The sequence below is a fragment of the Marinobacter sp. G5_S1_61_S3 genome (assembly GCF_054968585.1).
This window is the reverse complement of the sequence record NZ_JBQKUK010000031.1, coordinates 1-14,233: the sequence shown is the minus strand read 5'-3', so window position 1 is coordinate 14,233 and position 14,233 is coordinate 1. Positions and strand designations below refer to the sequence as shown.

Below are 14,233 nucleotides of genomic sequence, written 5' to 3'. Positions count from 1 at the left end.
TTAATACCAAAAACCCCCGCGGCTTCGCCGACGGGGGTTTTTTATTGCCTGTAAAAAAGTAACGACCAATAACCTATAGTGGTGCGGTGCCGCTCGGGTTGCCCAGCATTGGTGCGTTGTTGGGGATTTGTTGCCCTTGGAAATATTCGCAATGCATTGTTTTTAAAAATTAAAAATATTCTGGAATATATTTTGCTGAAGTATCGGGTCTAGAGTTAGGCTCCAACAGGTACCGGCAACGACGCCGTCAGAAGGAAGTGAAGGTGTCGGCCATTCCTGTTTTGCTTTGATAGCTCGCCACATTTGGCCCCCCTTCTTTAGAACCTTCCTCACGATCTGTTGGCAAATTCAGCATGTTTACAGGCCAACGTATGAGCGATACCTCTTTTCGATTCTTTTCTTTCGTAGGAAGGATCAAAGTTCTTCACCTGAGTTGGGTAGCGTTTTTTATAAGCTTCCTGGTCTGGTTTAATCACGCCCCCCTAATGTCTTCTATTCGAGATCAGTTCGGGTTGTCAGCCTCGGAAGTAAATACCTTGTTGCTGCTCAACGTGGCATTGACGATACCAGCTCGAATTCTTATCGGTATGTTAGTGGATGCACTCGGCCCTCGCCGTGTGTATAGCCTGGTCCTTGTTGTGTCGGGGCTTCTCTGCATCGCATTTTCACTCTCCACAACCTTTGAGCAGCTTGCTGTGACCCGGTTTCTGTTGGGCTTTGTTGGTGCGGGGTTCGTTGTGGGTATCCGGCTGATAAGTGAATGGTTTCCGGCGAAGGAGCTGGGGCTGGCTGAGGGTATCTATGGCGGTTGGGGTAACTTTGGTGCTGCGTTTGCGGGGCTTTCATTGCCGGCAGTAGCGCTGTGGTTTGGTGGTGATAACGGATGGCGCTGGGCGGTAGGCACGACCGGCGTTATCGCGATTATCTACGCGGCGGTTTTCTTCATCCTGGTTCGCGATACCCCAAAAGGTTCGACTTACTTCAAGCCAAAGCGGGGCGGTGCGATGGAAGTCACCAGCAAGGGCGATTTCGTCCTTTACGTGGTAATGAACTTGCCGCTGTTCTTTGCTTTGGCGTTGATCGTTTGGCAACTGGGGCCCTATAAGCTCGGTATGCTGGGGGCTCCGACAACCTATCTTCTTTATGGTGCGATAGGGGTGATGGCAGCTGTCCAGTTCTTGCGGATTTGGCAGATAAACGGTCACGTCTTTCAAAGGCCTGTACCGGCATTTGATCGTTACCCGTTCAAGCAGGTAGCACTTTTAAATCTCGTATATATGGCGAGCTTCGGATCGGAACTTGCGGTGGTCTCCATGTTGCCGCTGTATTTCCTGGATACGTTTGATATCTCTCCCATGTTGGCGGGGATGCTCGGCGGGAGTTTTGCTCTGATGAACCTGTTTGGGCGCCCCGGCGGCGGCTATCTTGCGGACCGCTATGGGCGAAAGCTGATTACGATACTGATGCTGGCCGGTATCGCAGTTGGATACTTCTTCATGGCAAGGATTGATAGCAGCTGGCCTCTGCCATTGGCGGTCGCTCTGGTTGTGCTCTGCTCGATCTTTGTGCAAGGCGGATGTGGCGCAGTCTATGCGTCGGTTCCGTTGGTGAAGCGTCGTCTTACCGGCCAGGTTGCGGGGATGGCAGGTGCCTACGGCAATGTAGGAGGTGTTGTCTTCCTGGTTGTATTGGCCCTGGTGCCCTCAGATCAGTTCTTCCTGGTGTTGGGAGCAATTGCTCTGGCAATCATGTCCCTGGTGATGATCTTCATGGATGAACCTGATCCGCAAACAAGCGAGGTTATGCCGGATGGTTCCGTCAGAATGATTGACGTAACGTGAGTGGTCGCCTCCAATTACAGGCCGGCCAATACAGCATCGCCGGCCGGAAGGCCGAGAATCAGGACAGCCTGGGTATTCGGTATCCAGAAGGCGAGGCCCTCGTTCTCAAGGGAGTTGCTGCTGTTATTGCCGATGGGGTGAGTGCTTCAGCCGCAGGCCGTGAGGCGGCTGAGACCTGCGTAAAAGGGTTTCTGCACGACTACTACAGTACGCCGGACTCCTGGGCCGTTGAAACTGCGGCCGGTCGTGTCCTTGGGGCCTTGAATCGATGGTTGCACGGTCGTGGTCACGCCGGCCATGCAGATGCCCATGCGATGGTGTGTACTTTTAGCGGTGTCGTCATCAAGAACAATCGAGCCTATGTATTTCATGTGGGGGATAGTCGGGTTTGTCTTGTTCGCAACGGCGAACTGGAGTGCCTGACCAGGGACCATCATGCAGTTGTAGGCGCCGATAGGGGCGCGCTGACAAAGGCCATGGGGGCTGAGCTGAATGTCGAAATTGATGTATTCCGGGCAAACCTTCTGCCCGGTGATTGTTTGCTATTGACCACTGATGGTGTGCACGGGTATCTCGACCCAGTCGTTATGGCCGGACTTGCAGCGGAGAGTGATGCGGATGAGGTCGCCAGGGCGCTGGTGGACGCAGCCTACTCCGCTGGAAGCCCCGACAACCTGAGTGCTCAGGTACTTAATATTGAGCATCTGCCAGTGGAAGACGTTGAGGCTCATTATGAGCGGCTGACGTCGCTGGCATTCCCGCCGCCATTGGAACCTGGGCAAAGGCTTGACGGTTATCGGATTGTCAGGGAAATCCACGCCAGCCGCCGCACCCAGGTTTACCTTGCCAGCCCCGATGCCGGCGGTGAGCCGGTGATTATCAAAACGCCATCGCCGAACTTTGTGGATGATCCGGCCTATATCGACCGTTTTCTCAATGAGTGCTGGGTGGGGCGCCGTGTAAACAGTCCTCATATTGTCCGGTTTATTGAGCCGCCCCAGAACCGACGCTGCCTCTATTGTGTCACCGAATATGTTCAGGGACCGACGCTACGCGAGTGGATGAACGACAACCCCCTGCCAACGCCTGCCGACGTGAGGAACCTCATTCAGCAGATTGCCATTGGTTTACGGGCTCTGCACCGTCTTGAAATGGTGCACCAGGATCTCAAGCCAGAAAACGTACTTATTGCCAGAGACGGGACAGTTAAAATCATTGACCTGGGCGCGGTACGAATTCGAGGGATTGAGGAGATTGATGTTCCGTGGGGGCAGGATGGCTGCCTGGGGACTGAGAGCTACGCTGCGCCGGAGTGTCTTGAGGGTGATCGGGCAACACCCGCCTCTGACCGCTATTCCCTGGCGGTGATTGCCTATGAGCTGTTGACCGGTCAGCTTCCCTATGCGAAACCTCCCAGACCCTCCGTCCGTCGCCGTTTGCGCTATCGCAGTATACGCGAATTCAACCCAGACCTGCCGGTGTGGCTGGATGCCTGCCTGCAACGCTCCGTTTCCTTGAGGCCGGAGTCCCGATACCCTTCGCTGTCGGAATTCCTGAGGGATCTCGGACATCCCAACCCGGCGCTGACACCCACCGAATGGCGCCCGCTCGTGGACCGTGTGCCACCGGAAAACTGGCGTTTCATCGCGGTTGTCTCTCTGGTGCTCAATGGTTTGCTGATTTGGCTGGTCTGGATGAACGGCGTCGACTAAACACTATGCACGCCCCGTGGGCATCGCAATCGATGATATACTCCCGTGAAACTGGTCTTCAGTTGCCCTGATGGAGAGCGCCATGCCTGCGAACGATCACCTGGTTATTTTTGACACAACATTGCGTGACGGTGAGCAAAGCCCCGGCGCAACGATGACAAAAGCGGAGAAACTGCGGATAGCCCGGATTCTCGAGAAGCTGAGGGTTGACGTCATAGAGGCGGGTTTTGCGATCGCCAGCCAGGGTGACTTCGAGGCGGTAAAGTCGATTGCAGAGTCTATCAAGGAATCTACCGTTTGCAGTCTTGCCAGGGCACTGGATAAGGACATTGACCGCGCCGCGGAGGCCATAAGGCCGGCCGAGCGCGGACGTATCCATACCTTCATTGCGACGTCTCCGATTCACATGCAGTACAAGCTGCAGATGCAGCCGGATGACGTGGTTGAGCAGGCCGTCAGATCCGTTAGGCGTGCCCGCAGTCATGTTGACGACGTTGAATTTTCCTGCGAAGACGCCGGTCGGTCAGAGCTGGATTTTCTGTGCCGTATTATCGAAGCGGCTATCAAGGCCGGCGCAACAACCATCAACATTCCGGATACAGTGGGCTATGCCATTCCGGAGCAGTTTGGGGAGACCATCCGTCAGTTGCTAAACCGTGTTCCGAACGCCGACAAAGCCGTGTTCTCCGTTCACTGTCACAACGACCTCGGGCTTGCGGTTGCAAACTCCCTTGCAGCCGTTAGCAGCGGCGCCCGGCAGGTGGAATGCACCATCAACGGGCTCGGTGAGCGGGCAGGGAACGCTTCTCTTGAAGAGCTTGTGATGGCGGTTCGTACCCGTCAGGATCTTTACACTATCGACACCCGGGTAGATGCTCAGCACATTGTGCCTGCCTCTCGACTGGTATCGACCATCACCGGCTTTCCGGTACAGCCTAACAAGGCGATCGTTGGTGCAAACGCCTTTGCCCACGAATCAGGTATTCATCAGGATGGCGTCCTGAAGCATCGGGAAACCTACGAAATCATGCGGGCACAGGACGTGGGCTGGCACACCAACAGCCTGGTGCTGGGCAAACATTCTGGCCGTAATGCTTTCCGTTCCCGCCTGTTGGAACTCGGCATCCAGTTTGAGACAGAAACAGAGCTTAATGAAGCCTTTACCCGGTTCAAGGCACTGGCTGATCTCAAACATGAGATTTTCGATGAAGACCTTCAGGCGATTGCCAGCGATACCCGGCAGAAGGAAGAAGACGGCCGCTATGGGCTTGTTACTATGCAGGTGTGCTCTGAGACCGGTGTTATTCCCCGGGCTCGCTTGACCCTTCTGGTGGATGGCAGGGAGCACAAGGTAGAGGCAGAAGGCAGCGGGCCGGTTGACGCCACCTTCAAGGCTATTGAGTCCCTGGTAGACTCCGGCTGTAACCTGCAGCTTTATTCCGTGAACAACATTACCAGCGGTACGGATGCCCAGGGGGAAGTAACGGTACGCCTGGAGCGCGGTGGTCGAATTGTGAACGGCATCGGCGCCGATACCGATATCATTATCGCCTCCGCAAAGGCCTACATTGAGGCCCTGAACCTGATCAGCCGGGGCGGTGTTCGGCAGCACCCGCAGGGCGCTGATGTCTGAGCAGGGTAGGCGAAGGGGGCTAGTACAATGATGATGCCGGAGGCAGAACGTCAATTTTATCTGGGCAAGGCGGGAATCCATCTCTGGTACGCCAGGAAGGCGTTACCCGGCGCCGCACCGAGCCCTGAATTCGCCTTTCCCGAGCAGGATGAGCCGGAGCTGGAAGCTGCTGCGATTGCACCGCCTCCGGTTCCGGCGCGGCCATCCGTTCCCCAGCGTAAGGTTGATGGTGTCAGCAAGGACAGAATCGCCGGCATCCAGGCGCTGATGGCCGATGACACGCCGGAACCTGCTGGCGTAACGGTGCCCGAAAAGGTTCCGGAAACGCCAGTTGCCGTTGAGTCGAAGGCACCGGCCGACGAGTCGCCTGAAAAAACAGTGGACGCTGCTGGGGAGCTGCCCCGCCAGATTCACGCCCACCTTGGGTTCTGGTTCTCAGAGCAGCTTGTGCTGATCAGTGGTGTATCCGACGAGGCTAGCACACGTCTTCAAGACACACTGGCAAAAAACATCCTGACAGCGGTCGGTGAAACCCGGATTGAGAAAGGGCGCGAGCTTCGCTGGCCGGTGTTTGGAAATCTGAGGGTTCCAGGAAACAGCGCAGACTGTTTTCGCGATACTCTTCATTTCCTGGCCAATGACTTCGGTGCCCGCAAAGTGGTCTTGCTCGGAGTTTTAACCAACGATTCTCCCTCAGAAAGAGCTGTATTGCTTGACGATGCGCTGGGTGATGCTGCTGTCGACTTCTCCCATACTCTTGCCGAATTGGCTGCGGTGCCCGCTTACAAGCGTGAGCTCTGGCAGCAGTTGAAGTCCGCTGTCGGGGGCTGACTTGTGGGTCAGGATCTATACCGCGAGATAGAGAGTGCCGACCTCATGATCCGGGCCTTACGCCAGGAGGATCTGCCTGACGTCCTCAATATCGAAGCCCAGGGCTACTCCTTCCCCTGGAGCGAGTCCGTTTTTTTGGGGTGCTTTCGGCCTGACTATCGGCTCTGGGCACTCGAGTGGGGGCAGCGGCTCAGTGGATACGCCGTCGTCGCTTATATGGCGGGTGAAGCCCATTTGCTGAATTTGTGCGTGGCACCGGCTAAACAGGGCAATGGCGGAGGACGCCGTTTGCTTCGGCACCTTGTGCTGGAGGCGGCGCGGGATGGCATGAGCCAGGTTTTACTGGAGGTGCGCGCCAGAAACCGTGCAGCAATTGATCTGTACGCGGCGGAAGGTTTTGACGTGATTGGTCGCAGGAAGGGCTACTACCCTGCAGGCCGCGAGCGGGAAGACGCACTGGTCATGGCCTTACCCTTGGGCGGATAGTCCCTCGAAACTCCGCGGTTAGATCGGCACGCTCTCAACGGATGCGGGTTCGCGTCAGTGCCTTAATATCCCTATAATGACGTCCGTTTTTTCAGTCTCTCCGAACCAGGTTGTTACCAATTATGACCAGCCTTGCCAGCGAAGTATCCCAGCGCCGCACGTTTGCGATTATCTCGCATCCGGATGCGGGTAAAACCACCATTACAGAGAAGGTTCTGCTGTTTGGGCAGGCCATCCAGAAAGCCGGCACGGTCAAGGGAAAGAAGTCGGGGCAGCACGCAAAATCCGACTGGATGGAGATGGAAAAGGAGCGTGGTATTTCCGTCACCACCTCGGTGATGCAATTCCCATATGGCGGGCGCCTGGTCAACCTCCTGGATACGCCTGGCCACGAGGATTTCTCGGAAGATACCTACCGCACGTTAACGGCGGTGGATTCGTGCCTGATGGTGATCGACAGCGCCAAGGGTGTTGAGGAGCGCACGATCAAGCTGATGGAAGTAACCCGCTTGCGGGATACGCCAATACTGACCTTCATGAACAAGCTGGACCGTGATACGCGTGATCCCGTGGAGTTGATGGATGAGGTTGAGGATGTCCTCAAAATCGCCTGCGCACCGATTACCTGGCCCATCGGTATGGGGAAGAATTTTAAAGGTGTCTATCACCTGACCCGGGACGAAGTGATCCTGTACAAATCCGGTCAGGGCCATGCCATCCAGGAAAAACGAGTGATCCAGGGGCTTGAGAATCCTGAGCTGGACGAGGTTCTGGGAGGCTATGCTGGTGATCTCCGAGACGAGATTGAGCTGGTCAAAGGAGCGTCCCATGAGTTCGATCTGGACGCCTTCCTTGCGGGCGAGCTCACGCCGGTGTTCTTCGGTACGGCGCTGGGCAATTTTGGTGTGGATCACATGCTTGATGGGTTGGTGGAGTGGGCCCCAACACCGCAACCGCGTGAAACCGATCAGCGATTAGTGAAACCAGAAGAGGATGTCTTCTCGGGCTTCGTGTTCAAGATTCAGGCGAATATGGACCCCCAGCACCGGGATCGTGTGGCTTTTCTGAGGATCGTGTCGGGGCGCTACAATCAGGGCATGAAAGCGCGTCACGTGAGAATCGGCAAGGAAGTTCGCTTTTCCGATGCGCTGACCTTCATGGCAGGTGATCGGGAGCACGCGGGGGAGGCGTTCGCAGGCGATATTATCGGCCTTCACAACCACGGCACCATCCAGCTGGGAGATACCTTCACTGCCGGTGAGGATATGAAATTTACCGGCATCCCCAATTTTGCACCGGAATTGTTCCGTCGTATTCGCCTGAAGGACCCGCTCAAGTCCAAGCAGCTGCAAAAGGGTTTGATCCAGCTTGCGGAAGAAGGCGCGGTACAGGTTTTTCGCCCGCTTCGAAACAACGACCTGATCGTGGGAGCGGTGGGTGTCCTGCAGTTTGATGTGGTGGTTAGTCGGCTCAAGAGCGAATATAAGGTTGAGGCGGTGTATGAGCCGATAAATGTTGCAACGGCACGCTGGGTAACGGCCTCTGATGAGCGTAAACTGGATGAGTTCGAGCGTAAGGCTAACGATTTCCTGGCTCTGGATGGCAGCGACCGACTGGCCTACATTGCGCCAACGATGGTCAACCTGCAGTTGGCCCAGGAGCGCTATCCAGAGATCAGCTTCCATAAAACACGGGAGCACTAGTAGGCTGGAGTGAGTGAATGCGACTCATTGATGCTCATTGCCATTTTGACTTCCCTGAGTTTGATGGGCGTCGCAAGGCAGTGCTTGAGGACGCTCGCAGCAGTGGTCTGTCGAATCTCGTTATTCCCGGCGTTCGGCGGCCCGACTGGAGCAGAGTGAGTCGCATTGCATCGGAATACGATGGGCTCTACTACTGTCTCGGAATCCATCCCTGGTATGTGGCTGAGCATACCGCTGATGACCTATGCGCATTGCAAGGCTTGCTCGAAGACCGTCCAGGTCATTGTGTAGCCTTGGGGGAGTGCGGCCTGGATCGGCTCCAAGGGGACATGCGGGATCAGTACGCCTGGTTTGAAGGGCAGGTTGATATTGCTGCGCTTGTACATTTACCGCTGGTTATTCACTCCGTTAAGACCCACGACGAGGTCTATGAGGTGCTGCGGCGCAAGCGCTTTTCAGGGCGGGTGTTGGTGCACGGGTTTTCGGGCAGCTATGAGCAGGCTACCAAGCTGATTGACCTTGGTTGCTTCATCGGTGTTGGTGGTGTCATTACCCATCAGCGAGCGCGAAAGACCCGGGATACCATCGCCCGGTTGCCCGTTGATGCGCTGATCCTCGAGACGGACGCGCCTGATATGGCGCCAGCGGGCGTCGAGGCGGGGCATAATTCGCCTGCGTACCTGCCGTCGATACTAGCCACCCTGGCACGGTTGCGGAATTCGGGGCTCGAAGACCTGGCCCAGTCGCTGCTCTGCAACGTGCAGCGGCTGTATGGTTGGAACGAAGTCGGCGCTTCCGAGCGCTAGAGTCGTGGAAATGACGACCACGGGTTGTTTCGGTGCCCTTTGGTTGGTGGCTCCGTTCCGCGGTAGCAATGAGGATACGTGAATAACGAAACAGTCCCTTTCAGGGTTGGCTTTCTTTTTGGGTTCGGATATACTTCGCGCCCTGGCTTTTCAAGGCGATGCCATCATCTCAGCCCCGAATGATGTCACTGCCGCATAACATACAGGTAAAGAACCTCCTCCGGATGCCGAGCATTTACCGGTGGTGGTTTTTAACGTTTCTTATATAGCGTTCAAGGCGGAATCAATGAAGACTCTGAGTGCGAAACCAGAAACAGTAACACGTGACTGGTACGTTGTAGACGCAGCCGGCAAGACGCTGGGTCGTCTGTCAACTGAAATCGCCCGTCGTCTGCGGGGCAAGCATAAGCCTGAGTACACCCCTCACGTCGACACTGGTGATTACATTGTGGTTATCAATGCCAGTCAGGTACGGGTTACCGGCAAAAAAGCATTTGACAAGATGTACTACAGTCACACCGGCTTTCCGGGTGGAATCAAGTCCATCAACTTCGAGAAGCTGGTCGACAAGGCTCCTGAGCAAATCATTCAGAAGTCTGTTAAAGGCATGCTTCCGAATGGCCCGCTTGGCCGTGCCATGTTCAAGAAGCTGAAAATTTATGCCGGCGCTGAGCATCCTCATGCAGCCCAGCAGCCCAAAGAACTCGACATTTAACGGAAGGCGGATATGTCTGTAGCACAAAATTACGGTACTGGTCGCCGCAAGACATCCACGGCTCGGGTTTTCATCAAGCCGGGAAGCGGTAACATCTCTATCAACGGTCGTTCCATTGAGCAGTTTTTCGGTCGCGAAACTCTGCGGATGATTGTTCGTCAGCCCCTGGTGGTTGCTGAATCCACGGATCGTTTCGATATCAACATCACTGTTAAAGGTGGTGGTATCAGTGGTCAGGCGGGCGCTATTCGTCACGGCCTGACTCGCGCCCTGATGGATTACGATGAAACGCTGCGCCCTGCGCTGCGTAAAGCGGGTTACGTTACCCGTGACGCTCGTGAAGTGGAGCGTAAGAAAGTTGGTCTGCGGAAGGCGCGTAAGCGTCCTCAGTTCTCCAAGCGTTAAAAATCGCTGGAGCAGATCCGAAAAAACCCGGTCTATTGGCCGGGTTTTTTGTTGTCTGGGAAGTCAGTTTCGAACAGGCTTGAGACAGGTAATGGCCCGGCTCAAAGCCTTTCCGACTTGTAAGGGCAGGGTAATTTCATTACCATTTGAGCGCTTATAATTTTAGGTTGAGAGAAGTCCTTTTCGATGTGCAGTTTCCCTGTAAGCAGGGCTGTATGTCGCCTGATGGGAGATAACCATAATGAGTAATGGCGACGTGAGCCAAGGCAGGCGCCGATTTTTGATCGGTGCCACGTCTGTGGTGGGTGGTGTCGGCGTCGTCGGTGCGGCCGTGCCTTTCGTAGCATCCTGGAATCCCAGTGCCAAAGCGGAAGCAGCCGGTGCACCGGTCACCGTCAATGTCAGTAAACTGGAGCCAGGTCAGCAAATGACCGTCAAATGGCGCGGTAAGCCGGTGTGGGTTATTCGCCGCACCGAAGAGATGAACGAAAACATTCTCGAGCTGAATGACCAGGTGAAGGATCCTCTTTCCAAGGAAGCGGACCAACCTGCCTACATCGAAGGCGAGCTCCGGGCACTCAAGGACGAGTACGCTGTTCTCGTCGGTATCTGTACCCATCTGGGCTGCTCTCCCCAATTCAGGCCAGAAGTCGCTCCAGCCGATCTCGGGGAAAACTGGCTTGGCGGCTTCTATTGTGCGTGTCACGGCTCCCGTTACGACCTTGCCGGGCGTGTCTATCCGAATATGCCGGCACCCTCGAATCTTCAGGTGCCTCCCTATCGCTTTGACGACGAGAACACTCTGACCGTCGGTCTGGATCCTGAGGGGGCCGCATAATGAACAAGTTAGTGAACTGGGTAGACGAACGTCTTCCAATTGTCGATGCGTGGAACAAGCACGTTGGCAAGTATTACGCGCCCAAGAACTTCAACATGTGGTACTTCTTTGGTTCGCTGGCGATGTTGGTGCTGGTGAATCAGCTCGTGACCGGTATCTGGCTGACCATGAGCTATAACCCCACAGCGGAAGGTGCGTTCGCGTCAGTTGAATACATCATGCGTGATGTTGAGTGGGGTTGGTTGCTTCGATACCTGCACTCCACCGGCGCTTCCGCGTTCTTCGTGGTGGTTTATCTCCACATGTTCCGTGGCTTGATGTACGGCTCTTATCAAAAGCCGCGCGAGCTGATCTGGATCTTCGGTATGCTGATTTACCTGGTTCTGATGGCCGAAGCATTCATGGGTTATCTGCTGCCCTGGGGCCAGATGTCCTACTGGGGTGCGCAGGTGATCGTAAACCTGTTTGGCGCCATTCCGGTCATTGGCGATGATCTGTCGCTGTGGATCCGCGGTGACTACCTGATCTCTGGTATTACCCTGAACCGATTCTTTGCATTGCATGTTGTCGCATTACCAATCGTTCTGCTTGGTTTGGTGGTGCTGCACATTCTTGCGTTGCACGAAGTTGGCTCCAACAACCCTGACGGTATTGATATCAAGAAGAACAAGGACGAAAACGGCATTCCCAAAGATGGTATACCGTTCCATCCCTATTACACGGTGCATGACCTGTTGGGCGTCGGTGTTTTCTTCTTCATCTTTTTTATCGTGGTCTTCTTCTTCCCCGAGATGGGCGGGTTGTTCATTGAAAAGCCGAATTTCGAGCCTGCCAATGCCCTCAAGACGCCCGACCACATAGCGCCGGTGTGGTACTTCACACCGTTCTACGCCATGTTGCGGGCGGTGACTATTGACCTCTTCGGCCTGGACGCGAAGTTCTGGGGTGTTGTCGTGATGGGGGCTGCTATCGCCATCCTGTTTGTTTTGCCCTGGCTGGACAGAAGTCCGGTACGCTCAATGCGCTACAAAGGCTGGTTGAGCAAGATCGCTCTGACGATCTTCGCCATCAGCTTCATTGTCCTGGGGTACCTGGGTATTGTTCCGGCCACTGAGGGTCGCACAACGGTTGCCCAGATCCTGACAACGCTTTACTTCCTCTATTTTATTCTCATGCCGTTCTACACACGCATGGAGAAAACAAAGCCAGTTCCAGAGAGGGTGACAGGATGATGAGAAAGCTGATAGTTGGTCTTTTCATAGCGATCCTGCCAGCTCTCGGGCTGGCAGCGGGGGCGTCCGTGCCGCTTGATACCATGGAGCCGGACCATACCAACAAAGCGTCGCTTCAGCGCGGTGCGGCCCTTTTCACCAACTACTGCATGGGGTGTCACTCCATGGAGTATGCGCGGTATAAGCGTGTATCGGATGATCTGGGGATTCCCGCCGAGCTTTACGAGGAGAATCTGATTTTCACTGGTGCAAAGATCGGTGAACTCATGAAGAACTCCATGAGCAAGGAAATGGCTGCGAGCTGGTTCGGTGCTCCGCCACCTGACCTGACCCTGGAATCTCGTCTTCGCGGTGAAGACTGGATCTATTCCTATCTTCGTGGCTTTTACAAGGATGAAAGTCGTCCGCTGGGTGTGAACAACGTGGTCTTCGAAAACGTTGGTATGCCCCATGTGTTGATCGGTTTGCAGGGGCTGTGTGCGGTTGAGCCGAGAATTGGTGAGGGTGCGAGTGTTGATCCTCTCAGCGGCGATGTTCGTAATGCAGACATTTGCCCGGAATGGGAAACAGAAGGCTCCATGGAGCCGGAGGAATTCAACCGGGCTATGTACGACCTGACCAATTTCATGTCTTACATGGGTGACCCGATAAAGGTTGAGCGTGAAAGGCTGGGTATGTTCGTACTGATCTTTGTGGCGATCTTCTTTATCTTTGCCTACCTGCTTAATCGCGAGTACTGGAAGGACGTACACTGAGATTTCAGGTATAATTCCTGTCCCTGAGTTCCAGCGGGCAATAGCCGGCCCGCTGGATTTTTGCGTTTTTCAGGATCAATTCGGTTAGTCAAATCGTGAGGTAGTTCTATGGGCGTTGTGACCAAGCGGTCATCAATGACGTTTTTCTCGGACCCGGCCAGTCATTACAGCCACAGAGTCCGCATTGTGCTGGCAGAGAAGGGGGTGACGGTTGACGTCGTGAACGTTGATCCGGATAACCCGCCTGGAGAGTTGGCTGACCTGAATCCGTACAATGCCCTGCCGACGCTGGTGGATCGTGACCTTGTGCTCTACGAGCCAAACATCATGATGGAGTATCTGGACGAGCGTTTCCCGCATCCTCCATTGCTGCCGGTCTATCCTGTTGCGCGTGCGAACAGTCGCCTGATGATCCATCGCATCCAGAAAGACTGGTGTGGGTTGGTGGATCAGATTCTGGCTCAGCCCAACGCAAAGGCGTCGGATGCAGCCCGAAAAGAGCTTCGCGAGAGTTTGCTGGCCACGGCGCCGCTGTTCGGTGAGATGCCTTTTTTCCTGTCGGAAGAGTTCACGATCGTGGATTGCTGTATTGCTCCGATTCTGTGGCGCTTGCCGTCGCTGGGTATTGAGCTGAATGAAAAGCAGGCGAAGCCGCTTCAAAAGTACATGGATAGCATATTCAGTCGTGAAGGTTTCAAGGCGAGCCTGTCAGACCTGGAAGAAGATATCCGTAACTGATATGCAGCGCCTGAAACCGGTTCAGGAGAAAGGCAGTGCCTGATAGTAAGATAACGATGACATCAAGCCGTCCCTACCTCGTTCGGGCATTCAACGAGTGGATCCTCGACAACGACTGCACGCCCTACATTGTTGTGGATGCGGGAGTGCAGGGCGTTCAGGTTCCGACTGAGCATGTGGCCAATGGGCAGATCGTGCTCAATATCAGTCCTGGAGCTGTGCGTGGTCTGGTGATTGGTAACGGCGCTCTGGAATTCAGCGCACGCTTTGGCGGTGTGCCAATGCAGGTCTTTATCCCGTTGCAGGCTGTCATGGCGGTTTACGCAAAGGAGAATGGTGAGGGCATGGTCTTCGGTAGCGAGCCAGGCTCCCCTGATCCGGAAGGACCTGGTGGTAAGGATTCCGAGCATGGTAGTGGTGATAACGGTCAAGGTGGTGACCGGCCCAGCGGTCGGCCAACGCTCAAGGTCGTGAAATAGCACTGTCTTGAAGGGAAAGTGTCAGGATGCCTAAAAGCCAGCTGTTTTTAACAGCTGGC

Annotated in this window: 14 protein-coding genes; all 14 read left to right on the top strand. The window is 55.1% G+C overall.

Annotated elements, in window-relative coordinates:
- Positions 1-371 precede the first annotated feature (371 nt).
- The 14 genes from ACTRWH_RS20350 to ACTRWH_RS20285 all read left to right on the top strand — a co-directional run bounded on the left by ACTRWH_RS20350 (position 372) and on the right by ACTRWH_RS20285 (position 14,174).
- Positions 372-1,841, top strand: coding sequence for an MFS transporter (locus ACTRWH_RS20350; protein WP_462826786.1), 1,470 nt, complete (start codon positions 372-374; stop codon positions 1,839-1,841).
- The gene (locus tag ACTRWH_RS20345; RefSeq protein ID WP_305937535.1) at positions 1,838-3,553 is read left to right on the top strand and encodes a bifunctional protein-serine/threonine kinase/phosphatase; all 1,716 of its coding nucleotides are present in this window, start codon (positions 1,838-1,840) and stop codon (positions 3,551-3,553) included. The genes ACTRWH_RS20350 and ACTRWH_RS20345 overlap by 4 nt, the downstream gene beginning before the upstream one ends.
- A gap of 82 nt (positions 3,554-3,635) precedes the next feature.
- Positions 3,636-5,186 carry a 2-isopropylmalate synthase gene (locus ACTRWH_RS20340; protein WP_036203699.1) on the top strand — a complete coding sequence of 517 codons (1,551 nt, stop codon included), beginning with the start codon at positions 3,636-3,638 and terminating at the stop codon, positions 5,184-5,186.
- A gap of 27 nt (positions 5,187-5,213) precedes the next feature.
- Positions 5,214-6,017 carry a 2-isopropylmalate synthase gene (locus ACTRWH_RS20335; RefSeq protein ID WP_462826785.1) on the top strand — a complete coding sequence of 268 codons (804 nt, stop codon included), beginning with the start codon at positions 5,214-5,216 and terminating at the stop codon, positions 6,015-6,017.
- A 3-nt stretch (positions 6,018-6,020) separates the two neighbouring features.
- Positions 6,021-6,503 carry a ribosomal protein S18-alanine N-acetyltransferase gene (gene rimI / locus ACTRWH_RS20330; protein WP_462826784.1) on the top strand — a complete coding sequence of 161 codons (483 nt, stop codon included), beginning with the start codon at positions 6,021-6,023 and terminating at the stop codon, positions 6,501-6,503.
- A 122-nt stretch (positions 6,504-6,625) separates the two neighbouring features.
- Positions 6,626-8,206, top strand: coding sequence for a peptide chain release factor 3 (gene prfC, locus ACTRWH_RS20325; protein ID WP_036203705.1), 1,581 nt, complete (start codon positions 6,626-6,628; stop codon positions 8,204-8,206).
- Between the two features lie 17 nt (positions 8,207-8,223).
- Complete coding sequence (locus ACTRWH_RS20320; protein ID WP_151982840.1) at positions 8,224-9,012, top strand: TatD family hydrolase; 789 nt, start codon at positions 8,224-8,226, stop codon at positions 9,010-9,012.
- Positions 9,013-9,298: 286 nt separating this feature from the next.
- A complete protein-coding gene (gene rplM, locus ACTRWH_RS20315; protein WP_007154598.1) occupies positions 9,299-9,727 on the top strand; it encodes a 50S ribosomal protein L13 in 429 nt (142 codons plus the stop codon).
- 12 nt (positions 9,728-9,739) lie between these two features.
- The gene (rpsI, locus tag ACTRWH_RS20310; RefSeq protein WP_007154597.1) at positions 9,740-10,132 is read left to right on the top strand and encodes a 30S ribosomal protein S9; all 393 of its coding nucleotides are present in this window, start codon (positions 9,740-9,742) and stop codon (positions 10,130-10,132) included.
- Between the two features lie 241 nt (positions 10,133-10,373).
- Positions 10,374-10,970, top strand: a complete 597-nt coding sequence (gene petA, locus ACTRWH_RS20305) for a ubiquinol-cytochrome c reductase iron-sulfur subunit (RefSeq protein ID WP_036203711.1) — start codon at positions 10,374-10,376, stop codon at positions 10,968-10,970.
- Positions 10,970-12,202, top strand: a complete 1,233-nt coding sequence (locus tag ACTRWH_RS20300; protein ID WP_007154595.1) for a cytochrome b — start codon at positions 10,970-10,972, stop codon at positions 12,200-12,202. Before petA ends, ACTRWH_RS20300 begins: the two co-directional genes overlap by 1 nt.
- A complete protein-coding gene (locus ACTRWH_RS20295; protein ID WP_036205673.1) occupies positions 12,202-12,957 on the top strand; it encodes a cytochrome c1 in 756 nt (251 codons plus the stop codon). Before ACTRWH_RS20300 ends, ACTRWH_RS20295 begins: the two co-directional genes overlap by 1 nt.
- A 108-nt stretch (positions 12,958-13,065) precedes the next feature.
- Positions 13,066-13,695 carry a glutathione S-transferase N-terminal domain-containing protein gene (locus tag ACTRWH_RS20290; RefSeq protein WP_036203714.1) on the top strand — a complete coding sequence of 210 codons (630 nt, stop codon included), beginning with the start codon at positions 13,066-13,068 and terminating at the stop codon, positions 13,693-13,695.
- Between the two features lie 56 nt (positions 13,696-13,751).
- Positions 13,752-14,174: a ClpXP protease specificity-enhancing factor gene (locus ACTRWH_RS20285; protein WP_177190669.1), complete on the top strand. Its 423-nt coding sequence runs from the start codon at positions 13,752-13,754 to the stop codon at positions 14,172-14,174.
- Positions 14,175-14,233: the final 59 nt, after the last annotated feature.